At 64.9% G+C, this 22,498-nt stretch carries 24 protein-coding genes and 1 riboswitch; of the genes, 10 read left to right on the forward strand and 14 right to left on the reverse strand.

Going from position 1 to position 22,498, the window contains the following annotated elements; all coding sequences use genetic code 11:
* Positions 1 to 106 precede the first annotated feature (106 nt).
* Positions 107 to 1,030 carry a LysR substrate-binding domain-containing protein gene (locus ACQR1H_RS14960; protein ID WP_434907751.1) on the forward strand — a complete coding sequence of 308 codons (924 nt, stop codon included), beginning with the start codon at positions 107 to 109 and terminating at the stop codon, positions 1,028 to 1,030.
* Positions 1,031 to 1,228: 198 nt separating this feature from the next.
* Here the strand turns inward: ACQR1H_RS14960 and ACQR1H_RS14965 are convergent, their stop codons facing one another.
* The 5 genes from ACQR1H_RS14965 to ACQR1H_RS14985 all read right to left on the reverse strand — a co-directional run bounded on the left by ACQR1H_RS14965 (position 1,229) and on the right by ACQR1H_RS14985 (position 6,138).
* A complete protein-coding gene (locus ACQR1H_RS14965) occupies positions 1,229 to 2,647 on the reverse strand; it encodes an ABC transporter substrate-binding protein (protein ID WP_434907752.1) in 1,419 nt (472 codons plus the stop codon).
* Positions 2,648 to 3,252: 605 nt separating this feature from the next.
* Positions 3,253 to 3,588, reverse strand: coding sequence for a hypothetical protein (locus ACQR1H_RS14970; protein ID WP_434907753.1), 336 nt, complete (start codon positions 3,586 to 3,588; stop codon positions 3,253 to 3,255).
* Positions 3,589 to 3,677: 89 nt separating this feature from the next.
* A complete protein-coding gene (locus ACQR1H_RS14975; protein WP_434907754.1) occupies positions 3,678 to 4,334 on the reverse strand; it encodes a DUF1007 family protein in 657 nt (218 codons plus the stop codon).
* Between the two features lie 214 nt (positions 4,335 to 4,548).
* Positions 4,549 to 5,040 carry a hypothetical protein gene (locus tag ACQR1H_RS14980; RefSeq protein ID WP_434907755.1) on the reverse strand — a complete coding sequence of 164 codons (492 nt, stop codon included), beginning with the start codon at positions 5,038 to 5,040 and terminating at the stop codon, positions 4,549 to 4,551.
* A gap of 120 nt (positions 5,041 to 5,160) precedes the next feature.
* Positions 5,161 to 6,138, reverse strand: coding sequence for an alpha/beta hydrolase family protein (locus tag ACQR1H_RS14985; protein WP_434907756.1), 978 nt, complete (start codon positions 6,136 to 6,138; stop codon positions 5,161 to 5,163).
* A gap of 895 nt (positions 6,139 to 7,033) precedes the next feature.
* On the opposite strand from ACQR1H_RS14985, the gene ACQR1H_RS14990 reads away from it, so the two are divergent.
* Positions 7,034 to 7,423: a DUF1236 domain-containing protein gene (locus ACQR1H_RS14990; protein WP_434907864.1), complete on the forward strand. Its 390-nt coding sequence runs from the start codon at positions 7,034 to 7,036 to the stop codon at positions 7,421 to 7,423.
* Between the two features lie 55 nt (positions 7,424 to 7,478).
* Here the strand turns inward: ACQR1H_RS14990 and ACQR1H_RS14995 are convergent, their stop codons facing one another.
* The 3 genes from ACQR1H_RS14995 to ACQR1H_RS15005 form a co-directional block, all read right to left on the reverse strand.
* Positions 7,479 to 7,832: a VanZ family protein gene (locus tag ACQR1H_RS14995; RefSeq protein ID WP_316218496.1), complete on the reverse strand. Its 354-nt coding sequence runs from the start codon at positions 7,830 to 7,832 to the stop codon at positions 7,479 to 7,481.
* Between the two features lie 129 nt (positions 7,833 to 7,961).
* On the reverse strand, positions 7,962 to 8,561 hold the full coding sequence (locus ACQR1H_RS15000; RefSeq protein WP_315805112.1) for a thiamine pyrophosphate-dependent enzyme: 600 nt from the start codon (positions 8,559 to 8,561) through the stop codon (positions 7,962 to 7,964).
* The gene (locus ACQR1H_RS15005) at positions 8,558 to 9,109 is read right to left on the reverse strand and encodes a thiamine pyrophosphate-binding protein (protein ID WP_316218495.1); all 552 of its coding nucleotides are present in this window, start codon (positions 9,107 to 9,109) and stop codon (positions 8,558 to 8,560) included. Before ACQR1H_RS15005 ends, ACQR1H_RS15000 begins: the two co-directional genes overlap by 4 nt.
* A gap of 149 nt (positions 9,110 to 9,258) precedes the next feature.
* Here ACQR1H_RS15005 and ACQR1H_RS15010 point away from each other — a divergent pair, with 149 nt between their 5' ends.
* Positions 9,259 to 10,308 (forward strand): hydroxyacid dehydrogenase, encoded by a 1,050-nt coding sequence (locus ACQR1H_RS15010; protein ID WP_434907757.1) that lies wholly within the window; start codon positions 9,259 to 9,261, stop codon positions 10,306 to 10,308.
* Positions 10,309 to 10,739: 431 nt separating this feature from the next.
* Positions 10,740 to 10,952: a hypothetical protein gene (locus ACQR1H_RS15015; protein ID WP_315805115.1), complete on the forward strand. Its 213-nt coding sequence runs from the start codon at positions 10,740 to 10,742 to the stop codon at positions 10,950 to 10,952.
* Between the two features lie 8 nt (positions 10,953 to 10,960).
* Here the strand turns inward: ACQR1H_RS15015 and ACQR1H_RS15020 are convergent, their stop codons facing one another.
* Positions 10,961 to 11,533, reverse strand: coding sequence for a GNAT family N-acetyltransferase (locus tag ACQR1H_RS15020; protein WP_316182759.1), 573 nt, complete (start codon positions 11,531 to 11,533; stop codon positions 10,961 to 10,963).
* A gap of 8 nt (positions 11,534 to 11,541) precedes the next feature.
* A complete protein-coding gene (locus tag ACQR1H_RS15025; RefSeq protein WP_434907758.1) occupies positions 11,542 to 13,899 on the reverse strand; it encodes an Orn/Lys/Arg decarboxylase N-terminal domain-containing protein in 2,358 nt (785 codons plus the stop codon).
* A 143-nt stretch (positions 13,900 to 14,042) separates the two neighbouring features.
* On the opposite strand from ACQR1H_RS15025, the gene cobT reads away from it, so the two are divergent.
* From cobT to cobS, 3 genes are read left to right on the forward strand one after another with little or no spacing between them, the layout of a single operon-like run.
* Positions 14,043 to 15,098: a nicotinate-nucleotide--dimethylbenzimidazole phosphoribosyltransferase gene (gene cobT, locus ACQR1H_RS15030; RefSeq protein ID WP_434907759.1), complete on the forward strand. Its 1,056-nt coding sequence runs from the start codon at positions 14,043 to 14,045 to the stop codon at positions 15,096 to 15,098.
* Entirely contained in the window at positions 15,098 to 15,691 is a 594-nt protein-coding gene (locus ACQR1H_RS15035) for a histidine phosphatase family protein (RefSeq protein ID WP_434907760.1), read from the forward strand. Before cobT ends, ACQR1H_RS15035 begins: the two co-directional genes overlap by 1 nt.
* Positions 15,688 to 16,407, forward strand: coding sequence for an adenosylcobinamide-GDP ribazoletransferase (gene cobS / locus ACQR1H_RS15040; RefSeq protein WP_434907761.1), 720 nt, complete (start codon positions 15,688 to 15,690; stop codon positions 16,405 to 16,407). Before ACQR1H_RS15035 ends, cobS begins: the two co-directional genes overlap by 4 nt.
* On the opposite strand, the gene cobD is transcribed toward cobS, so the two are convergent.
* Positions 16,404 to 17,456, reverse strand: a complete 1,053-nt coding sequence (gene cobD / locus ACQR1H_RS15045) for a threonine-phosphate decarboxylase CobD (RefSeq protein ID WP_434907762.1) — start codon at positions 17,454 to 17,456, stop codon at positions 16,404 to 16,406. The genes cobS and cobD overlap by 4 nt on opposite strands.
* Before the next feature lie 37 nt (positions 17,457 to 17,493).
* Here cobD and cbiB point away from each other — a divergent pair, with 37 nt between their 5' ends.
* Entirely contained in the window at positions 17,494 to 18,465 is a 972-nt protein-coding gene (gene cbiB, locus ACQR1H_RS15050) for an adenosylcobinamide-phosphate synthase CbiB (RefSeq protein ID WP_434907763.1), read from the forward strand.
* Here the strand turns inward: cbiB and ACQR1H_RS15055 are convergent.
* From ACQR1H_RS15055 to cobU, 3 genes are read right to left on the reverse strand one after another with little or no spacing between them, the layout of a single operon-like run.
* Positions 18,452 to 19,945, reverse strand: a complete 1,494-nt coding sequence (locus ACQR1H_RS15055; RefSeq protein ID WP_434907764.1) for a cobyric acid synthase — start codon at positions 19,943 to 19,945, stop codon at positions 18,452 to 18,454. The two genes, cbiB and ACQR1H_RS15055, sit on opposite strands and share 14 nt — an antisense overlap.
* A gap of 4 nt (positions 19,946 to 19,949) precedes the next feature.
* Positions 19,950 to 20,558 (reverse strand): cob(I)yrinic acid a,c-diamide adenosyltransferase, encoded by a 609-nt coding sequence (gene cobO, locus ACQR1H_RS15060; protein ID WP_042339416.1) that lies wholly within the window; start codon positions 20,556 to 20,558, stop codon positions 19,950 to 19,952.
* A 16-nt stretch (positions 20,559 to 20,574) separates the two neighbouring features.
* Positions 20,575 to 21,111 (reverse strand): bifunctional adenosylcobinamide kinase/adenosylcobinamide-phosphate guanylyltransferase, encoded by a 537-nt coding sequence (cobU, locus tag ACQR1H_RS15065; protein WP_434840406.1) that lies wholly within the window; start codon positions 21,109 to 21,111, stop codon positions 20,575 to 20,577.
* Positions 21,112 to 21,145: 34 nt separating this feature from the next.
* A riboswitch (cobalamin riboswitch) is annotated at positions 21,146 to 21,338 on the forward strand.
* 119 nt (positions 21,339 to 21,457) lie between these two features.
* Here cobU and ACQR1H_RS15070 point away from each other — a divergent pair.
* Positions 21,458 to 22,090, forward strand: coding sequence for a HupE/UreJ family protein (locus tag ACQR1H_RS15070; protein WP_434907765.1), 633 nt, complete (start codon positions 21,458 to 21,460; stop codon positions 22,088 to 22,090).
* Between the two features lie 3 nt (positions 22,091 to 22,093).
* Positions 22,094 to 22,483: a DUF1636 domain-containing protein gene (locus ACQR1H_RS15075; protein WP_434907766.1), complete on the forward strand. Its 390-nt coding sequence runs from the start codon at positions 22,094 to 22,096 to the stop codon at positions 22,481 to 22,483.
* Positions 22,484 to 22,498: the final 15 nt, after the last annotated feature.

The following is a 22,498-nucleotide window of genomic DNA, read 5'->3' on the forward strand; positions in this document are numbered from 1 at the left end:
CTTGTCCCATTTTGGGTTGCAGACGGCGCGACGGTAGATCTCATCTTTTGCCGATGACCAAGACCTTGTAAGCTTCGAGCTATGCTTGGAAGATATACGAGGGGGCATGGAGCTCAGGCATCTGCGCTATTTCGTTGCCGTCGCTGAAGAAGGCAGCCTGCTGACCGCTGCCCAGCGGCGACTGAACACCTCGCAGCCGTCGCTCAGCCGGCAGATCCGCGATCTCGAATCCGAAGTCGGCGTTCCGCTGTTGGAGCGCCAGGCCCGCGGCGTGGCGCTGACCTCCGCCGGACGCGTGTTTCTCGATCACGCGCGATTGGCGCTGCTTCAGGTCGAGGCGGCGACCGAGGGGGCCCGGCAGACGGCTCGCCCGCAAAAGCCTCTCCTTTCGATGGGATTCCTGGTTGGGCTGGAGGTCATGTGGCTTCCGCAGCTCTTGCGCATCCTGCGCGAGGAAGCCCCGGACGTCGACGTCACGCTCAGCACGCAATCCTCGCCGGAGCTCGCGCTGGCATTGATGCGGGGGAAGCTGGACATCGCCTTTCTCCGTCCCGAGAAAGACAACGAGGGTGTCGTCTTCAAGGTGCTGGCGAAGGAGCCGTTGATCGCGGTGCTGCCGGCCGATCATCGTCTGGCCTCGCGCAAGAAGATCCGGCCGCAGGATCTCGCCCGCGAAATCTATGTCAGCTCGGCGCGGACCTCCCCCGTGTTGCAGGAGGTCATCCAGGACTATGCCTCGCGGGTCGGCATCACCCTGGAGGCAAAGTACGCAGGCGAGAACATATCGTCCGCGATGTCGCTGGTGGCATCGACCGGCGGGATCAGCCTGGTTCCGCTCTATGCGCAGAACATGCTCGCCCCCAACGTCGTCGCGCGGGCGCTCGAGGGCGGCACCCCGACGGTCGACCTGGCCCTGGGATATAACCGCTCAAATCGGTCGCCGTTGCTCCGCCGGCTGTTGTCGCGCGCCGACGAGCTGGTCGCAAACGTTCAGAACCGGAGCATCATTCGCTATGTCGAAGCCGAATAGCGTGGACGATAGACGGCCGTACAGGTCAAAAGCAGCCTTCGGGCAGGCGCCTGCTGCTTCGGCTTCGGCCTGACCTTGGGACCTTTCCCGCCGAGCCTATCAAGGCGGAAGGCTCGCATTCTGATGGCTATCATATCGGGCGTCTAATGGGGCAGGAACTTGCAGCGCTTCGCCGCAATCCAAGGCGCCAATGAGGAGTCATTGGCCGGGCGCCCCTATCGAAGAGAGCCGAGGGTTACCCATCGTCCGTGGTTGATCGGTGGGACCGCCCTGCAGCGCTGTTCGCCTTTCGGCAATGGCATGGTTGAACAATTCAACCGCGAGACCGAATGCGGACAAGTCTTCTGGCTCGATGGCTCCATCGTCATAGCCCTTGAGAGTTTCGCCGATGATTGCGTCGACTTCCCGTTGCCATGTCAGCAGATCCTGTTCGGACCCGGCATTGCGAACCTTCGACATGGCCTCGAGAACGCGGCTGCGGCAGCTGGTGCTGTCGTTCGTTTCGTCCCGATTCAGATAGCGACGCAGCCAGGCGGCGGCCGAACCGATGCCGGAAAGTGCAAGCAAGGCAAACCAGAAGTAGTCGCTGTACTTGTCCAGAAAGGTTCGCTCCGTGCCGTTGATCACTGCCGCGGCGCCCCGGTGCACGGAAGGTTCGGTCTCCTTCTCCGTGTCGGGCTTCATGATGCGCGAAGCGCCGGCTGTGCCTTGCGTGATCGTGTCGCGGACCGCAAAGAGCTGCCGGTAGAACGCCGCCGCCTTGGCCTCGGAGAGTTCCTTTCTTGCCAGGATCAGATGACTGACGCTGACAGTGTCGATCTTGTCCTCCGGCCAGGCCGGTCTCGCGCTGAAGACGCTCGGCGGGATTTCCTCGGCCTCGTAGCGCGGGTGCTTCAGGGCAATAGCCTCGGATGCATCGATCGGAAGAAACGTGGGAGCTCCGCGCCCTCGGGAGGTGGCGGTGATTGCGTCCGCGGTGATCTTGCTGTCGAGCGGACCGACTGCGAGATACGCATCGAGGGTGGGATCTTGCGCAAGCTTTTGGATCTCATCTGTCCCGAATTGAGCCGTGGCCACCTTGTCGGGCTGCACGCCGGAGCCCTCCAGAATGGCCTGGAGGACTGCGACATTTGCCCCGGTCTTCCCGATAATCCCGACCTTATGACCCGCCAGACCGGCGATCTCTTTGATAGTGCCGGTACCCTTCTTCTTGGAATCGCTGCCGCGCCGTCCCGAGGGAGACCACAGGACGACGTAGTTCTTCCGCAGGACCGCCAATGTCTGCGCATCGGGCGGCATGCTGAGATCGCCGCGGCCGACCGCGAGGTCAGTTTTATCGGCGGCCAGGAGTGCGAGAGATTCAGCGGCTCCCCCGGTCGTGATCGGGGACAGCCTGACGGTCCTGCTTTCCTCGCCGAAAGCGTCGGCCATGGCTTGGACCACCCGGTGGTCGTCGCTGCCGGCCGGTCCAACGGCGATCCGGAGGGTCTCGGGCTGCAACACGTAGAAGAGGGCCGCCGCGGCGGCGCCAAACGCAACAAATCCCAAAGCCAACACGATCAGCAACCTTCGTTGACGACCATCGTGAGCACTTTTGACGGGATCGAGCGATGACATCGGCAGACCCTCTGAGAGCAACCGCCTGCAGGGTTACAAGCGCTATGGGAACTTGGGGGAACCGGTCTCGGCGCGCAATGTTCCCCCACCCTCAGCGAGTTCACAAAGGCGAATGGCTGTGCAGGGGCGGTCCTGAAGCTCCCCGAGGTCCTTTGAGTCATTGGCCGACATTCCGTTTCTCGCCTGATATGAAAGACGCTGCGAGCTGAGGCGGTCCTGGAGAACGAGATGACAGCAATTCTTAGCTGCCGGATGACGGCGACCCTTCGCTACCGAACGATGTTGGTTCTGGCGGTGTTTGGCTTCTGTTGTGGCATCGGGGCCAGCCTGGCTTGGGCAGTTGTTCTCTCTAGTCGAGAGGTACCCGATCTCGGCTCAAGGGTGGCCGCCATCCCGATCTTGATGTTGGCTTCGACGGGCGCGTCTTTCCTTCTGGCTCGGTTTGCCCGAAGGCGGCTCAGGACAATCGCATCCGCGAAATAACGTACCACAGGCCCAAGTCAGTCGTGGTCGTATTCGGTCAGCCAAGGGTCAGGACCGGATCCGTCGGTCGGGCCCAGACGTCGGCTTTGGGCCACCAGCAGACGTCCAGTGCTGTCGCTGGTTCACGTTGACCTAGTCGGGACAAAGGCGACGGCAAACTTGCACCACAGCGGGAAGTCGCTGGCGAACTCGAAGAAATCATCGAAATAGACGAGGCCCAAAGCGGTCAGCCTCCGCGTCAAAGCTTCGAGTGCTTCTGGACCGAAGCTTGGACCGAACGTGAGGAGTTCTTCATCCGCACCGAACGGCTTGTCGGCCTCAACGGCAGCGAGCACGGCCTGATAGGGCACGCCTCTCTCGCTCAAGGCATGACGGCGGATGACAATCCCGTATTCAGCAGTGGTCTCCCCCTCAGAGCCGACATGCAGGAGATAGGCGATTTCGTCGCGAAGGGCCAAAAGCAGATATCGGATTTGCGCCGTGACTTTTATCTTTGCGCTGGAGCGCGGAGCGCATCACGACCAGCGGTGGGGGCGAACGAGCGCCATCAGGGGCATTCCACCATGATCTTGTTCTCGAACAGCAGGCCGACACTGACATTCGCGCCACCCTCCCTGAAGGAGTCCTCGCTCGCAGCCTGTGCCATCTTGCGGTCGCGATCGTTACCAATTGGCCGAGCTAGCCACGCCTCGCAGCCGGCGGGTGCGCCCACGAGCTTGACCGGGTGATCCTTTGCCATCTGGAAGTCGATGAAATACGAAGGATCAACTATCTCTAGAAGGAGACTTTTCGACTTAATAGGCGTCTCTAGTGGCAGCGTGAAATGAAGAGTCAGTCGGTCGCCCGCGTAGTCGAGGAAATAATCGATTGGCGCTTCAAATGTCAGTTTTCCGCTTGCCTTCAGAGATGTGAAATAGCTGTGTTCCTTCAGCACCTCGATATTGAATTGCGCCAGAGATTGCAGCTCTTCGCGGGTATAGACGCCCTTCGTGTTGGCCTCGATGCCTAGCAGCGCGTGGCTTGAAAACATGTCGTCGAAGGTCCAGGCGTGTCTTACGCCTGTGACGGAGCCATCGGCCGCATAGACCAGTTCGCTTGTCGACGTGACCCAAATATGCGGATGCGCCTCAGCCGCGCTGCCAACCAGGAGGCCGCCGGTGAACAGCGCGAGCGCCGCCGATCTGAAGTCGCTGAGCAGACGCACGTTTTAGCTCCGAAATGTTGAATAGGACTGGCCCATCGGACGTACCAGCTATGGTCTACCATGTTGCGCTACCGATGTCGCCAATGGGTCATAAGCGGTCCTGATGTTTCACGGTCGCCAACGCCCGGTTGCACTCTGAAAGCGGATGTCGCGGGCGCGGGCTGGGAAGGGGCGCCATGGGCAAGAAGCGGAAGTGCGGGCCATTATAGTGCTGCTAATTTTGGTGCGTGCCGACTGCACCAATGATGCCAATAAGCAGGCCGCTGAAAATGGAAACAATCACCAACAGGGCATTCACTAAAATTGTCCCAAGTTCTGGCCCTGAAACACGAACTAGCAGGACGACCAGAAGCCCCAACCCTCCCACGCAGAGTGCTGGCAAAACCGCGCGCCGCCGCACGGCGAGCCGCTTGGATGGGCTCGCCAGCTCATACTCCCGGAATAGGTTCCAGGCCCAACGAGACGATATCTTTGCACTAACGACTATAAGGATCGCATAGGCAAGGAGTAAGTACATTGAACGTTGTCCCTGGCGCCAGCCGTTGCAAAAGCGAAGGTCGGGGGACGGCAAATAGCGTATATTGATTGTTTCGGCCTTAAGGTTACATTGAACATCAGCCGTATCAGGCCCATTCGAAGCCAGAATCTCACGCTGAGAAAAGCCAACTGATCGCGTCCGGCGGCGAACCGGGAACAGTCCCATCATAGGTCCGCTCTGGGTCAAAAGCAGTCTTCCGACGGTCGAACGACTTGCTTCCGGTTGAACCCGGGCCGCAAGATCTGGGATGAATCAATCAGCGACACCGGCAAGGGCTGCGTAGCCATGTCACTGGCTTCCAGCGAGATGCTGACGGAAAAACCTGATCATCTCAGCGTGAAGGTGTTGATGAAAATCGTGACGGTCGAAGCCCGGCGCATCGGTGCAAGCCGACGGGTTACCCTGCGCTTCCTTCGGTGTGCAGGTCGCAAGGAAAGAGAAGTGTTTGGCGTCTGTGACGAAGTGATAATCCGGTCTCGGAAGCCCTTGTTTGATCGCTGCCGCACAGCATCCTGACAGGCCATCGCCGTTCTGAGCAGGATCGGAACTCCACAATTGCACGGGAACCGCTACTTCCTTCAGGTTCTTCTCGGGGAACACAAATGCCGGATAAGGATCAACGATGACGGCGGCCCTCACACGCGGATCGGACGTGACTGGCTGACCGGGCGCGTCGCCGTTTTCCAGCTGCTTGCAGGCCAACAGGCTGGACGTCGCGCAATTGGGCAGGCCCTTTCGCAAATCGGGATGACCACCGATGACGGCAAGACCCGTATAGCCGCCAAACGAAAATCCGTAGAGACCGATACGCTGGGCGTCGATGCGCGCCGCGTCGGGCCAGCCATCGAGCATGTAGTCGATCAGCCGCTTGATATCCGCAGGGCGCTCCACCAGCACCGAAAGGCTATCGGTACGGCTGGTGTCGCGCCAGGTGTCACCGGGATGATTGAGTGCAGCGACGACAAAGCCCGCGTCGGCCAAGGCGGCTGCAGTGTCATGGTGGCCGCCGAACCATCCTCGTCTGCCGTGCGATATCACGATGAGGGGAAGCTTTTCCCCTGTCACGGCGCATCCGGGGACTGCAAGGAAAATGGCACCACGTGCATCCATTTCGCGCGGGGTCTCTGCACAAGGTGTCCAAACGAGCAGCCTGATCGCCGGTCCCATCCCGCCAGCAGGAATGTCGAAATTTTTGACACCCGCCGCGTTCGCCACTGTCAGCTCAAGGACAAAACAGAAAGCAGTTAGCAAAATAACGAGACGCATTCTTGGCTCCTGCGGGAAGAGGGCCTGCACAATGGGGAGTTGAACCAACCGATTATGTCGCCTTCGGGTCAAAAGCGGGATCAGCCGTTGTGGCCGAAACGCTGGCTCCCCGGCGTCTTCGACGTGCTCGTCGGGCAAATCACCGCCGATCCTGCGCGCAGCCATCGAACTCGCCAAGCGCAGCGCGCGAAACATGCCATGGATGTAGGTCGAAATTCGCTCGTCGGATCAATCCGATGTCGCAGCTCGTCGCTGCCAGGAAAAATCACTTTCTTTTTTCCAGAAATCATGCATGATGCACGCATCCTGTCCCGCCGAGAGGGGCGTAGCGCGCGATCGTCACGACACGTGGGGCAGGGATGCGGTGGCCGTGTTGTGTCGCAGCGTGCTCAGCGCATGTGGACGAACGACGCATCACGGACGCGAAGTCGTGTGGTCCTGGCCTCCCGGTGCCGAGGTCAAGTTCGCGACGAGGGCTTGTGCTCTCGCGCGATGCGACGGGGTCAATCAGCCGGTCCCCGAGGAGAGCGCGAAGGAAGCGTTAAGACCGCCGCGCAGGGAATGCCGGTTGATCGGCTTTGCCTGTGGTACCTGCCGCCTGCATTTTTTTCAGCAGGCGGGCCATGGGTGAGGCCCTCACCCGGCATTCCCTGCGCCCTCTCGATGTCATCGAAGGGCGGTCGATCGCAGGACTCGGGCGTGATCCGCCGCGAGAGTGCGAACGTGCGCGTGGTTGTTTGAAACGTGAATAGCAGCTGAGCCGTCTCTCCGTGCTGTCCACGAGTTCGAAGTTTTGTTCCCGCGGACATGATGAAGTTTCGGCCATTTGGAACCGGAACTGCAGCCGATCCCTTGGTGTTGAACGGCATCTCGAACACACTGGAGGAGAGAGATGATGAGAACCCGTCTTGCCGTTTCGCTGATCGCCACCTCGCTGCTGGCATCGACCGCCGCGTTCGCCCAGTCCACGACCGTCGAAGGTGCCGCCAATGGCGCGGCGGCTGGCGGCGCGGTTGCCGGTCCGGTCGGCGCCATGGTCGGCGGCACGGTCGGTGCGGCCGTTGGCGCCGCGGTGGAGATCCCGAATGCGGTGATCACGTCGATCGATGCCGAGCGTGCGCCCTCGGTCGTGGTGCATGAGCGCGTCGTGGTCGGCGAGCCGCTGCCCGCCACCGTCGAGCTGCGTCCCGTGCCGCGCTACACCGAGTATCGCTATGCGGTCGTCAACGATCGCCGCGTGATCGTCGATCCGCACACGCGCCGCGTCATCAAGATCATCGAGTGATCTGACATCATCGCGCCGGAAGGCCCCGTCGCATCCGTGGCGGGCCTTTCTGCGTTCAGGTGGTCTGGGTGCGGATCTGGCGCGCGAGCCAGTCGAGCGCGGCAGCCAGGCCGAAGCCGATGCAGGCGGTGGTGGCGTCGACGATGAAATCTTCCAGCCGCGCATGGCGCCCGGGCGCCAGGAATTGCGCCAGCTCCAGCGCCCCGATCAGGATGACCGCGATCCCTGTGGTCAGCAGCCGATGGCTGCGATAGGCGAGGCCGAAGGCCAGGCCGATCAGGACGAAGGCGAGGGCGTGCTCGCCGTCCTGTCCGAGATGGGAATGCGGCCGGTAGTTCGGCGGGCCCAGCGTCGCGAAGGCGACGGCTGCGGCGAGCAGCCAGGCCGAAAGGCGGAATACGATCTTCATGAGCTCTGCTTAGCACGATCCGGGCTGTGGGCCGGGCTCACAGCGGCTTGAGCCCCTAGTGTAGTTAACGCGGCGCGGGCCGAGGTTCATGGCGTCTCATCTTACCGCGCGGCGCCGTCGCCGGGCTTTTCAGATCGGCTGCCGCACGCCCAACCCCTGCATGAAGCGCTCGCGAATCTGCGCGGGATCGCGCCGGGTGGCGCCGACGCCGGGCTTGTCGTCGATGCGGGCCGCGATCAGCACCGGGCCGGCGGTTCCCAGCGCCAGATCGACGAGGCGTTCGAAATCCTCCTCATCTGCGGCCCAATGGCTGGCGCGAATGCCGCATCCTGCGGCAATGGCTGCGACGTCGGCCTGCCGGGCCGAGGTCGGCTGGCTGCCGGTGATCTGGTAGACGCCGTTGTCCATGACGATGATGGCCAAATTTTTCGGCGCCAGCGTCGCAATCGTGGCGAGGCAGCCGAGCTGCATCAGCAGCGAGCCGTCGCCTTCGAGCGCGAACACCCGGCGCTGCGGCTGCGCCAGCGCGACGCCGAGCGCGATCGGGCAGGCCAGCCCCATGCTGCCGAGCATGTAGAAGTTCTGCGGCCGCGGGCCCGCCGCCCACAGATCGAAATTGGTGTTGCCGATGCCGCCGATGACGGCTTCCTCATGCTTGAGCTTCGCAACCAGCCGGCAGGTAAGGTCATGGCGGTTCATGATCTTGGTGTTGAGGATCGGCGCGGTCATGCGAACACCTTTCCGCCGGTGAGCAGCGGGGAGAGGATCAGCGCCACCGGCGCCTGCGTCGCGACCGCCTGCTTGATCGAGCGGTCGACGATGAAGTCGAGCTCGTCGAGCCGCGTCATGGTGTGATGCTCCATCGCCAGCGCATCGAGCACCGGCCGCATGGTCCGGCACACCAGCGACTGGCCGACATTGAATTCGCCGAGCGTGCCGCGCTCCGACACGAGCATGATGAGCGGGATCTGGCAGGGCACGACCAGCGAGGCCAGCACGTTGGGCAAGGTCGCGAAGCCCGAGGTCTGCATCAGGAGCGCGCCGCGCCGCCCGCCCATCCAGGCGCCGGCGAGAATGCCGACCGCTTCCTCCTCGCGCGCGGTCGCAAACGTCGTGAAGAACGGATCGTCGTGCAAGCTCCGGATCAGCGGCGTCAGGACGCGGTCGGGAACGTAGGGGATGAGATCGACGTCGTTGCGCTTGAACGTCTGCAGCACGATCTCGTGCCAATTCGGCACAGCGGCTGCGGATCGCGCCGCGTCGGCATCGGCGGCCATTGCTGTTCCTCCGGTCGTCCCTGATGGGGCTCTGTTTGGTGCCGAGCTTGACGGCACCGGGACGATTGTCAACATGCCGGCCCGGCCGGTCAGGCATCCGCCTTTCAAGTCCGAAATCAAGAACCAAGATACCAGGAGGTCGCCTGTTCATGGCCGCGAATTCCAAGCGCGTCTTCTACGTCAAATATCTCGCGCACCCGATCTTCAGCGAGCTGCTCGCAGGCCGCCCCGACGTCCGGCTCGACCGGCTGGAGAACGAGAGCTCCGAGGCCGAGACGGCGCCGATCCTCGCCGCCGCCCACGCCTACCAGATCGGGGCGGCCCGCGACGAGCTCGCGCCGCGCTTCCATGTCGATGCGGAGCTGCTCGCCCGCGCGCCGAACCTCCTGATCGTGTCCAGCAACGGCGCGGGATACGATCCCGTCGATGTCGAGGCCTGCACCGCAGCCGGCGTCCTCGTCGTCAACCAGTCCGGCGGCAACGCGCATTCGGTGGCCGAGCACACGCTCGGCATGATGCTGACCCTGTCGAAGCGCATCATCCAGTCCGACCGCCGGCTGCGCCGGGAGGCGGACGTCAACCGCAACGATCTGATCGGCAACGAGGTGCAGGGGCGGACGATCGGCATCGTCGGACTTGGCAATGTCGGCCGCCGGGTTGCCGAGCTGTGCCGCGGCCTCCTCGGCATGACGGTGCTGGCCTATGACCCCTGTCTCGCGTCGGAGGAGATCGCGGCCCGCGGCGCGGAGAAGGTGGACCTCCATGACCTGATGCGGCGCTCGGATTTCGTCTCGATCAACTGCCCGCTGACGAGAGACAGCCGCGGCATGATCGGCGCCCGGGAGTTTGCGCTGATGCAGCCGCATGCCTATTTCGTCACCACCGCCCGCGGCTTCATCCACGATGAGGAGGCGCTGTTCGCTGCTCTGAGCGAAAAGCGCATCGCCGGCGCTGGGCTCGACGTCTGGGCCAAGGAGCCGCCGCCGCCGGATCATCCGCTGCTCCAATTCGACAACGTGCTGGCGAGCCCGCACACCGCCGGCGTGACGCGGGAGGCGCGGCAGAACATGGGCCGGATCGCGGCCGAGCAACTGCTCGCCGCGCTCGACGGCGGCCGGCCGCCGCGCCTGATCAATCCCGAGGCCTGGCCGCGCTACAGCGCCCGTTTCCGCGAGGCGTTCGGAGTGGCGCCGGGCTAGCCGGGAGAGGGGGAGTTGCGGGGAGAAGATTTCATGCGTCGCAAGCCGCGGGGTGGTAATGAATCTTCTCTTCCGGGCGGCTGCGGCGACGTGGACATTGCTATTTTCCGCGCCGTCTCGACAGCCCGGCGGCGGCTGATCATTTTTTCAGGGGCGCCATGAGCTTAGGCCATTTTTTTCGCTCGGCGCGGAAGGGAAACTGGTCCGATGCGCCGGCTGAACGCCATCCTGAAGTCGACCCATGGCCGCGTCCGTCGCGCCGTCTCGCAGTTCGTCGCGATTGCCGCCGCAAGCCTGCCTTCGGTCGGAGCCTAAGCGCCGGTTCCACGAGCTGCGTCAAATATTTGCGTCGGCCGCTTGATATCGGTCAACAGCGGACGGAGAAGCGCGCTAACATCTCCTCGATCACTGCGTGAGAGGCAGGAGGTTGCATGTCGCGCTACGTCATCCATTTCCTGAAGGACGTGCTGGGCGAGAATGGCCGCCAGTGCGAGATTTGCCAGAGCACGCTGGAGGTTGAGGCCGACAGCGAAGGCGAAGCCGCAGAAATCGCAAAGTCCAGGTTCTGCGAACAGCAGGAGCTGCGCGACTGGTCGCTGCACGCCGACCGCATCGAGGTGAAGGCGGCCGACTTTCCCTCCTGAGCTGCGGCTCAGCGGCTCAGCCCAGCCGGTGCATCGCGGGCCCCGGGGCCGAGCGAGCGCTGCACCATCACGGTGTCGCACCAGCGGCCGTAGCGGTAGGCGACGCCCGGCAGCAGCCCCACTCTGGCGAACCCGAAGCGTTCGTGAATGCCGAGCGAGGCGACGTTGTCGGCGTCGATATAGCCGATCATCTGCCGATATCCTGCCGCGGCGGACGCATCGATCAGCGCCTGCATCAGCAGCCGGCCGACACCACGGCCGAGATGCTCATGGTGGACATAGATCGAATGCTTGACCGCGAACCGATAGGCCGGCCGCTTCCTGAACAGGACGACATAGGCATAGCCCACGACCTCGCCGCGGAATGTCGCAACCAGATGCGGCAGGCGATGATTGCGCAGATTCTTGCGCCGCTGCTTGAGATCGTCCGGCTCCGGCGCGCCGGAACCGGGGGCGCTGTCCTCGACCCCGCGGCGGACATGCCGCCGGTAGATCGAGAGCATGGCCTCGACGTCCTCGTCGCGTGACGGCCTGACGAGGACCGGCGGCTCGGTATCGCCAGCCGTGATCGTGCTGTCCATGGTTCGAATTACTCTGCGCAGACATAGGTATGGAGCCGGACCCGGCCGGACTCGTCGAGCTCCTTGTACAGCCCCTGGATTTCGACGTCGAAGCCGGGATAGGCGTTGAACGCCCGCTCGAACATCTTGAGGTAATCGATCATCGGCTGGGCGCGCGCGGAGAGCCGCTCGCCCGGAACGATGGTAGCGATGCCCGGCGGATAGACCACGAACGGCGTCGTCGCAACGCGCCCGGCGATCTGGTCGATCGGCAGGTAATCGACCTCGTTCCGCATCAGCGCACGCGCTGCCTCACGCGGCGACATCGCGATCTCCGGCAAATGCTGCGGCTGGAACTGCTTTGCCTGCAGCGCGCTCACCTCGGCGTCGCGATAGAAACGATGCATCTCGCCGCAGAGGTCGCGCAGCCGCAGCTTGCCGTAGCGCGCAAAGCGCTTCCGGGTGAACTCCGGAATGGCGTCCTCCAGCAGCACGTTGTCATCGTGGAGCCGCTTGAAGGCGACCAGACCGCTGATCAGGGTTCCGGCCTTGCTGGCCTCGACACCCGGCGTCAGCAGGAAGAGCAGCGAATTGAGATCGTTCTTCTCCGCCACGATGCGGTTCTCGCGCAGATATTGCGCGACGATCGGCGCCGGGATGCCGTGGTCGGCATAGCCTCCGGTGGCGCGATCGAAGCCTGGGGTCAGCAGGGTCAGCTTGTTCGGATCGGTCATCGTGAAGCCGGCGGCGAGATCCGGAAAGCCGTGCCATGCGGCCCCGGGCGCGAGCTGCCAGAGGGACGCGTCGGTCGCGAGTTGGTCGGTCGAGATCGCCTCCCAGGCCACATCGTGGCTGGCTCCGGGATTGGCCGCATCGGGAATCGAGACGCGATCCGGAACGAACGGCTCGAAGAACCAGCGCCGTGCCGGATCCTTCTCCTTCTCCTCGAATTCCCTGCGCATCGCCCGGATCTTCTTGCGCAATTCGATGCCGAGCCGGATCGTGTCGTCCCACAGCACCTCGCCGGAGCGGCCCTTCATCATCTGCGCGCCGACGTCCAGCGAGGCGAACAGCGGGTAGAACGGCGAGGTCGAGGCGTGCTGCATGAAGCTCTCGTTGAAGCGCCGATGCTCGATCCGCCGCCGCTGCCCCTTGATGTGGCGGTCCTTGACGTGGATCTGCGAGGCCTGGGAGAAGCTCGCGAGCTGCTTGTGGGTCGATTGCGTGGCGATGATGCCTGGTGCGTCGGGTCCGAGATCGCCGAGGCCCATGGCGAAGCGGCCGGCATAGAGCGGGTGGAACTTCATGAACCCCGCCCAGGCCTCGTCGAACATGATGTACTCGCAGAGATGCCCGATCCGCTTGAGGATCATCTCGGCGCTGTGGATCGTCCCGTCATAGGTGCACTGCTCGACCACTGCGACACGGAACGGGCGCGGCTTGCGCCAGGCGTCGGGATCCTTGACCAGCGGGTTGTCGCGGATTTGTTGCCGCAGGTGCTGCTCGTCGAGCAGGTCCCAGCGCATCGGGCCGATCAGGCCCCAGGGGTTGCGAACTGTCGGGACGTAGATCGGGACGCCGCCCGAGATGAGCAGCGCACCATGATGGGCCGCCTTGTGGTTGTTGCGGTCGAACAGCACGAGGTCACCATCGGTGACCAGCGCGCCCAACACGACCTTGTTGGAGGTCGAGGTGCCGTTGAGGACGAAATAGGTCTTCTCGGCGCCAAAGATTTGCGCCGCTTCCTTCTGCGCGCGCAGCGCCGGTCCCTCATGGGTCAGGAGATCACCGAGATCGAGCACGGAATTGTCGAGGTCGTCGCGAAACACCGCCTCGCCGAGATGCTCGACGAAGATCCGGCCGATCGGGCTGCGGCTGTAGAACACGCCGCCATTGTGGCCGGGACAGGTCCAGAGCTGGTTGCCTTCCTCGGCATAGTCGACCAGCGTGCCGAAGAACGGCGTCTTCAGCGTCTCGGCATATTGCTTCAGCCGGCTGATCAGGTTCTTGGCGATGAAGGCGGGCGTCTCCTCGGAGAGGAAGACATAGCCGTCGATGAAATCGAGCACCTCGACCGGCAGGTCCTCGAAGCGCTTGCGCCGAATCAGCAGGATGATCGGGAAGTCCAGACCGCGCCGGCGCATCAGGTTGATCAGCGACGCCGTCTTGCCTTCCAGGCCCTTCTTGCCCCAATCGACGACCATGCAGCCGATCGCGGCATCCGTCTGCACCGCGATCTCGGCGTCCTCCAGCTTGCGGGCGCGCACCACCTCGAAGCCCGAGCGCTGGATCTCCTCAATGATCTGGTTGAAGCGGACGCCGGCGAGATCGTCGGTCTCGAACACCGGCGCGGCGAACAGGAAGGTGAAGCGGCGGAAGTAATCCATGAGCGTCTTTCGGGCTGGGTGGGGCAGCCACCTGTCGTCACGTTCGATGACGGTTCGATGACAATCGGGCACTCACGGAGCTTGTCTCGGCCGTCTCGCGGTGGCAATCGTCCCGAACCCGAGTGACGCTGAAAGGATCCGCGGTGCTTCCTGAATGGATCAGCCTTGATTGTGCGGCCCCGTCCGAACTCCATCGGCAGGCGGCGCTGGAACGCCAGGCGCAGTTGACCAAGCCGTTTGGCGCCCTTGGGCGATTGGAGCAGGTGGCGGTCGAACTGGCGGCGCTGCAGGCCCTGGAACGGCCGGGGGCCGACAGGGTCCCGGTGGTGCTGTTCGCAGGGGATCACGGCATCGCGGCGCAGGGCGTGTCGGCCTATCCGCCGGAAGTGACGGTGCAGATGCTGCACAACTTCGCGGCCGGTGGTGCGGCGATCTCGGTGCTGGCGCGCAGCCTGGGCTGCCCGCTTGAGGTGGTCGACGTCGGGACGCTGGCGCATGAGCCGGTGCCCGGCGTCGTCGTCGACAAGCCACGGCGCGGCACCCGCGATTTCAGCACCGAGGCGGCGCTGACGCCGGAGGAGGTTGCGTTCGCGGTGGAAGCCGGACGGCGCGCGGTGCTGCGGCAGGCCGATCACGCGCCGCAACTCGTGATCTTCGGCGAGATGGGGATCGGCAACACGACGTCGGCGGCAGCGATCGCCGCCGCGCTGCTGTCCTGTGCGCCTGCGGACACCGTCGGCAGCGGCACCGGGCTCGACGCCGACGGGCGGGCCAGGAAGGCCGCGGTGATCGTCGACGCATTGCGGCGACACGGGCTCACGGCGGGAGCGGCCGTCGCGGACATCCTGAAAGCGGTCGGCGGCTTCGAGATCATCGCGATGGCCGGCGCGATCGTCGCCGCCGCGCAGCGGCGCTGGCCGGTGCTGGTCGACGGCTTCATCGTCTCGGTCGCGGCGCTGGTTGCCGTCCGCCTCAATCCGTCCTGCCGTCCGTGGCTGTTGTTCTCGCACCGCTCGGCCGAACGCGGCCACGCCATCGTGCTCGACGTGCTCGGCGCCCGTCCTCTGATCGACCTCGATCTGCGGCTCGGCGAGGCCTCCGGCGCCGCCACCGCGCTGCCGATCATCCGGCTGGCCTGCGCGCTCCACGGGGGCATGGCGACCTTCGCGGAGGCCGCCGTCTCGGGAGCCAAGTCCTGATGCGGATCGATCTGCTGCGGCACGGGACGACGGGGCGGGATAGCCATCTCGATGGCCGCACCGATCCGCCGCTCAGCGAATCCGGCTGGGATCAATTCCGGCGGCAGACGCAGAGCCGGATCTGGCGCAGCGTCGTCAGCTCGCCGTTGGCGCGCGCACGTGCGGCAGCGGAGGATTATGCGCGTCAGACCGGCTGCGCGCTGAACATCGACGCGGATTGGAGCGAGCTCGATTTCGGGCGCTGGGACGGGCGAAGCCGCCGTGACATCGCCGCCGAGTCCGGGGGTGAAGGCTTGCTCGACGCCTTTCATGCCGATCCCACAGTCCGGGCACCGGGCGGTGAGAGCTGGGTCGATCTGCGAGCGCGTGTCACGCGCGCGACTGATCGCATTCTGGCAAAGTCCGAGTCTGCGCCGGTTCTGGTGGTGACGCATGGCGGCGCCATGCGTGCCGCGTTGTCGCATCTGCTTGGCTGGCCGCTGCGCCAGCTATGGAGCCTCCGTATCTGTCCCGGCACGCGGATCACGCTCGAAGCCGGGCAGGGCGATGATGGTGTAGCTTGGGGCGAAATCGTCGAGATCATCCAGCCATGAGTCTGCGTGAATTCTGGATCGCATTGCAGTTCCTGACGCGGCTACCGACACCGCGCGTCGCGGAGTCGCGGCCGGACGATCTTGCGCGGGCGTCGGTCTGGTTTCCGGCAGCCGGACTGGTGATTGGCGCCTGTCTGGCGCTGATCGCCCGCCTTTTTCATGAGGCCGATCCGTGGATCGTCGCGCTCGCCGTGCTGGTCGCCTGGATCTGGATCACCGGCGCGCTGCATCTCGACGGGCTCGGCGACGTCGCCGATGCGTTCGGCGCCGCGCATGGCAAGCCCGAGCGCTTCGTCGCCGTGCTCGGCGATCCCCATGCCGGCAGCTTCGCCGTGGTCGCGATATCGCTGCAGATCGCCGCCAAGCTGGTGCTGATCGCCGAGCTGGCCACGGGCCCGACGGCCTGGGTGCTGCTGCTGATCCCGGCTTGGGCACGGCTGGGAACGCTGGTCTGCACCAAGACGCTACTGTCGTTGAAGCCGGGGCTCGGCGCGAGCGTCTCGAACAGCGTCGGTTGGAATGTCATTATCGCGTGGGGCGGCGTGCTCGTGATCGCCGCGCTGGCCGGCGCGGTCCCGACGCTGCTCGCCATCGTGCTCCTGCCGGCGGTCGCATTCTATTGGCAATGGCGGCTCGGCGGCATCACTGGTGATTGCCATGGCGCCAGCATCGAGGTCACGGAAACGCTGCTGCTTGCCGCCTGCGTGCTCGGCTAGAAGGCGCCGCCGAGCGCCTGCGCCAGCCGCTGCCACTCGGACTCATCGCCCGGCAGGCCGAAGCGCAGCCAGTTCGGCTGAGCCGGAAAACGCCGGACGTGGATGCCGTGCCGGGCGAGCCGCTCGGCCAATGCGGCAGCATTCGCGTTCTCGACCAGCCTGAACAGGGGTGTTCCGCCAAGAGCCCTGGAACCGAGGCTGTGAATTTGGCAGCCGGACGCGGTCAGCATCGTATCGAGCCGTTGTCCGTCGGACACCAGCCTCACGCGTGCGTCCCGCAGCCATTGGTCGTCAGCCAGAGCAATCGAACCTATCGCAAGCGCAGGTCCAGACACGGCCCATGGACCCAGCGCACGGCGCAATTGATCGGCCAGGTCCTGGGAAGTTATGGCAAAGCCGAGCCTCAATCCTGCCAAGCCGTAAGCCTTTCCGAACGATCGCAACACCAGAGTGGCTGGTGGCAAGTTCGGAATCAGGCTCGCCTCCACGGGACAGAAATCAGCAAAAGCTTCGTCTACCACAAGCAGGCCGTTGCGACGCGCGAGCGTCACGCCGAGCAAGTGGAGCGTGGCGCGTGGCAGCAATCGTCCAGTGGGATTGTTCGGGTTGACCACAATGGCGACGTCTGCTTCCGCCAGCGCATCGACCTTGTCGACCAAACGCACTCGGTGACCGCAGCGGCGCCAGCAGAGCTCATGTTCTTCGTAGGTCGGCGCAAACACAGCGACCGAACTCGAAGCGCGCAGGCGCGGCAGAATCTGCAGCAGCGCTTGGGTGCCTGCGGCCGCAACAATCGATGCGGGTGTCTGCAGGCGGTACCGTGCAGCGGCAACGGACAGCAGCGCGTCCTCGTCGGGCTTGCTGGGCAACCGTGTCCAGCTCTCAGCCGGGACCGTCGGCACGGGGTAAGAGATCGGATTGATGCCGGTCGACAGATCGATCCACGGCAGCGGTGCGTCCGGGTAGAGACGGCTGACCGCAGCGAGATCGCCGCCGTGAAGGATCGCTTCCGGCTCATCCTTATGCGTGCTAGTCGCTCTGTCGTCCATCTCGTTCCTTTACATGCCTTTCCTTAAGCGGAGATCGATGTTCGTCTCTCTCGCGCTCACGGCGCTCCTCGTCGAGGCGGCGGTCGGCTATCCCCAGGTGCTGGTGCAGCGGATCGGACATCCCGTGATGTGGATGGGCGCGCTGATAGCATGGGGGGACCGCCGCTGGAACAGGGCAGCAGACAGCTTTGCCGCACGACGCGCGCGCGGCATTGCGCTCGTGTGCCTGCTCGTCGTCGGGCTGATGGCCACCGGCCTCATTGCAACATGGGTCGTGCAGGCGCTCGTCGGCGAGCCGGTTGCAACCATCATCCTTGGTGTGGCGGCAAGCAGCCTGCTGGCCCAGCGCAGTCTCGATACGCATGTCGCCGCGGTCGCAGAGGGGTTGGAGCAGCAGGGACTCGACGGCGGCCGCCGGGCCGTGGCGATGATCGTCGGCCGCGATCCCGAGCGGCTGGATGAAGCCGGCGTCGCGCGGGCTGCGGTCGAGAGCCTGGCTGAGAACTTCTCCGATGGCGTCGTTGCGCCGTTGTTCTGGCTGGTTATCGGCGGACTGCCGGGCATCCTGATCTACAAGACTCTCAACACCGCCGACAGCATGATCGGTCATCTCTCTGACCGTCACCGCGCGTTCGGCTGGGCGGCGGCGCGGCTCGATGATCTCGTCAACTTGCCGGCCTCGCGCCTGTCCGCGCTGTGGATCGCAGCCGCTGCGGTCTGCATCCCCAACGCCTCGGCTTCGGCCGCACTGCGAGACGTTGCACGCGATGCATCGAAGCATCGTTCGCCCAATGCCGGCTGGCCGGAAGCGGCGATGGCCGGTGCGCTTGGATTACGCCTGGCAGGGCCGCGCGTCTATCACGGTCATCTCGTCACCGATGCCTGGATGGGAGACGGGCGCGCCGATCTCGACGCGTCCGACATCCGGCGTGCCCTGCGGCTGTATCGGCTGGCGTGTCTGGTTCAGGCGGCGGTCGTCGCAGGCCTCGTCCTGGTCAGGATCCTGTAGTCGCCACGGGGGGCGCGGGTTTGCTCGCCAATGCCAGGATACGATCAACGTCGACGTAGCGCTCGAGATGCGCCGCGAGTGCATCCAACGTTGTGTCCACATCGGTCTCATAAGAGAGGCCGCTGGTCGTCGCACCGAGGCCGCGCAGCCAATGGCTGCGCAGGCCATCGTCGGCGAACAGACTATGCACGTAGCAGCCGGCTACCAGGCCATCAGGCGCGATGGCGCCATCGCGACGACCGTCGGAGAAGGTCAGGAAGGGGCGCTGTGTCGCTGGTCCCTCCGTGCGGCCGATGTGCATCTCGTAGCCGCGGAACGGCAATTGACCGTCCATCAGCGTGCCCTGGACCTCGCGCAACGCCTTGTCATCCGTCAGGGTCGTTTCGACGTCGAGCAGCCCAAGTCCCGTGACGGAACCAGATGCCCCCTCGTGTCCGTCGGGATCGCTGATCATGCGTCCGAGCATCTGATAGCCGCCGCAGATGCCGAGCACGCGGCCGCCGCGGCGCAGATGCGCGATGAGATCGATGTCCCAGCCGGCGTCACGCAGGGCTGCGAGATCGGCGATCGTCGCCTTCGAGCCCGGCAGGATCACGATCGATGCGTCGCCGGGAATTGGCGTGCCCGGCCGCAGGAACTGCAGATCGATTCCATCTTCCAGTCGCAACGGATCGAACTCGTCGAAATTGGAAATGCGGGGGTAGGCGAGGATGACGACCTTCGGCCGTTGTCCTCCCGATGATCCGCGTTCAGCCAGTCCGAGCGCATCCTCGGCGGGCAGGCGGCGCGCATCGGAAAAATGCGGAATGAGCCCGAGCGACGTCCAGCCCGTCCGCTGCGCGATCTCGTTGATGCCCGACGCGAATAACGCCGGATCGCCGCGGAACTTGTTGACGAGGAAACCCGCGATGCGTGCGGCATCCGCGGGCGCGATCACCGCCTGGGTGCCGACCAGGCTCGCAATGACGCCCCCCCGATCGATATCGCCGATCAGCACCACCGGAATCTGCGTTACCTGCGCAAAACCCATGTTGGCGATATCGCCGGCGCGCAGGTTGATCTCGGAGGCGGAGCCGGCGCCTTCGACCAGCACGATGTCGGCATCGGCAGCCAGATGGTGAAAGCTCTCGAGCACCGTATTCATCAATTGCGGCTTCATCGCCTGATAGGCCGATGCCTTGGCGTTGCCGATCACGCGGCCCTGCACCACGACCTGCGACCCGATCTCGCTCTGCGGCTTCAGCAGCACCGGGTTCATGTGCACCGTCATCGGCCGCCGCGCCGCGCGCGCCTGCAGCGCCTGGGCGCGGCCGATCTCGCCGCCATCCGTGGTGACGGCGGCGTTGTTCGACATGTTCTGCGGCTTGAACGGCGCCACTTTTAGGCCGCGCAAGGTCAGCGCACGCGCGAGCCCCGCGACGATCAGCGATTTGCCGACGTCGGAGCCGGTGCCCTGGAACATGATGGCGCGCGCGCTCATGAGCCTAGTACTCGATGCCTTCCTGCGCCTTCACGCCGGCCGCGAAATGATGCTTCACGAGGTTCATCTCGGTGACGAGATCGGCGGCCTCGATCAGCTCCGGCTTGGCGTTGCGGCCGGTGACGACGACGTGCAGATCGGGACGGCGCCCTGCGAGCGTGGCGACGACGTCGGCGATATCAAGATGATCGTAGCGCAGCGCGATGTTGAGCTCATCGAGGACGAGCAGCCGGATCGACGGATCCGCCATCAGCTCCTTTGCCTTGGCCCAGGCGCGCTCGGCCGCGGCGACGTCGCGCGCGCGATCCTGGGTTTCCCACGTAAAACCTTCGCCGAGCGTGTGCCACGACACCTGGTCGCCGAACGTCTCGATGGCCTTGCGCTCGCCGGTCTCCCACGCGCCCTTGCCGAATTGCACGACGCCAATGCGAAAGCCGCGGCCGATCGCGCGCAGCATCAGGCCCCACGCCGCCGTCGATTTGCCCTTGCCCTTGCCGGTGTGAACGATGAGCAGGCCCTTCTCCACGGTCTTGGAGGCGACCTCGGCATCCTGCACCGCCTTGCGGTTCTCCATCTTCGCCTTGTGGCGGGAATCGTCGGCGCTTTCGGTCACGGGCATGTTCTCCTTGTCACTTCAAAGTCAGCGGCAGTCCTGCCGCCATCAGGATCACGCGATCGGCCACGGCCGCGACGTCCTGGTTCAGTCGACCCTGGGCGTCGCGAAAGGCGCGCGCCAGCGCATTGTCCGGCACGATGCCCAGCCCGACTTCGTTGGACACGGCCACGATGGGGCCATTCGCGCTCCTGAGCGCATCGATCAGCTCGGCACATCTGGCCGGTACGTCCATGTCGGCGAGCATCACATTGCTGAGCCAGAGCGTCAGGCAATCGATCAGCATCGGCGTGCCCGAATCTCCATGTGCCCGGATGAGGCCGGCGAGATCATGTGTCGTTTCCAGCGTCTGCCATCCCTCAATGCGGCGCGCCTTGTGCTGGGCGATCCGGTCGGTCATTTCGGCGTCGAACGCCTGCGCCGTCGCAACATAGGTCCAGGGCGGCGGAAGGGCGGTGACGAGCGCCTCGGCATGGCGGCTCTTGCCCGAGCGCGCGCCGCCGAGCACCAGCGTCAGGCGCGGCAGGACGGGGTGCGGCGGGGCAGGGGCCATGGGGACGATTCCGATTGACGGGCTTTGGCGCGACCCGTATCTAACAGATGACGGTTCTCCGAAAGGAGAGATTTAGGGAACACGGTGCGGGTTCTTGACCCAAGGCCGTGGCTGCCCCCGCAACTGTAATCGGCGAGTGTGAGGCCAAGACACCACTGGGAAACCGGGAAGGTGGCCTGATGCAGCGACCCGAGAGCCAGGAGACCTGCCGTCGACATTGCTGTTGGCCGACCCGTCGCGCGGGGAGTCGCGATGCTGGTTCTGATCCCGCCGGGATGGGCGGGATGCCGTCGGATGCAGCGCATCGTCCGGTCCTCTGGGGAGCCGGCAAGCGACGGAGACGGCCATGAAGTTGACCCGTACCACGACCTTTGCAGCCGCGAGCCTGTTGCTGCTCGCCGCCGATCCCGCCTTCGCGCATCACATGATGGGCGGCAAGCTGCCGCAGACGTTTGCGCAGGGGATGCTGTCCGGCCTCGGCCATCCCATCATCGGAATCGACCATCTGGCGGCGATCGTGGGCGCGGGCATCGTTGCAGCTCTGCTGGGCCGCGGCTTCGCGCCGGTGCTGGCCTTCACCACCGCGATGATCGCGGGCGTCGGCCTGCATGTGGCCAAGGCCAACATCCCGGCTGCCGAGCTGCTGGTCGGCCTGACCACCGCCGTGGTCGGCCTCGTGGTGGTGATGCGTGGGCGCTTCGGCGTGTTGCCGGTTGCCGGCCTGTTCGCCGTGACCGGCCTCGTCCATGGATATGCGCTGGGTGAATCGATCGTCGGCGCCGAGAACTCGCCGCTTGGCGCCTATCTCGCCGGTCTGCTCTTGATCCAGACCGTCATCGCCGCCGGTGCGTTCCTCGGCACCAGGCTGCTGTCGGCGAAGGCCAAGGCGGCTGCGCCGCTGGCGCTGCGGCTCGCGGGCGCCGCCATCGTGCTGGTGGGCGGTGTCGCCGCCGCAACGGCCGCCGGCGTGATCGGCTGATCGATGATCGCATCTGCTGAGACGACGTTGTTCGTCTGCGTTACCTGCCGCACGCAGGCGGCCGAGGCTGCGCCGCCGGATGAGCCGCGGGCCGGCGCCCGTTTGCTCGCGGCCATCGAGACGGTGCCGGCTGCGCAACGCGCCGGCGTCGCCGTCGTCGGCGTCGAATGCCTGTCCAACTGTAATCGTGCGTGCACGGTTGCCGTGACGGCACCGGGCAAATGGACCTATGTGCTCGGCGCACTTGATCCGGATCTGCATGCGCGGGATGTGCTGACATTCGCGCAATTGCATCAGCGTCATGACGCCGGCCTGCCGGCCTGGCGCGAGCGTCCCGAATACATCCGCAAGAACACCGTCGCGCGCGTGCCTGCGCTGTCGGCGCCACGCTGAAACCGAGAGATCGCA

Source organism: Bradyrhizobium sp. HKCCYLRH2015 (assembly GCF_051168215.1).
Lineage (GTDB): Bacteria > Pseudomonadota > Alphaproteobacteria > Rhizobiales > Xanthobacteraceae > Bradyrhizobium.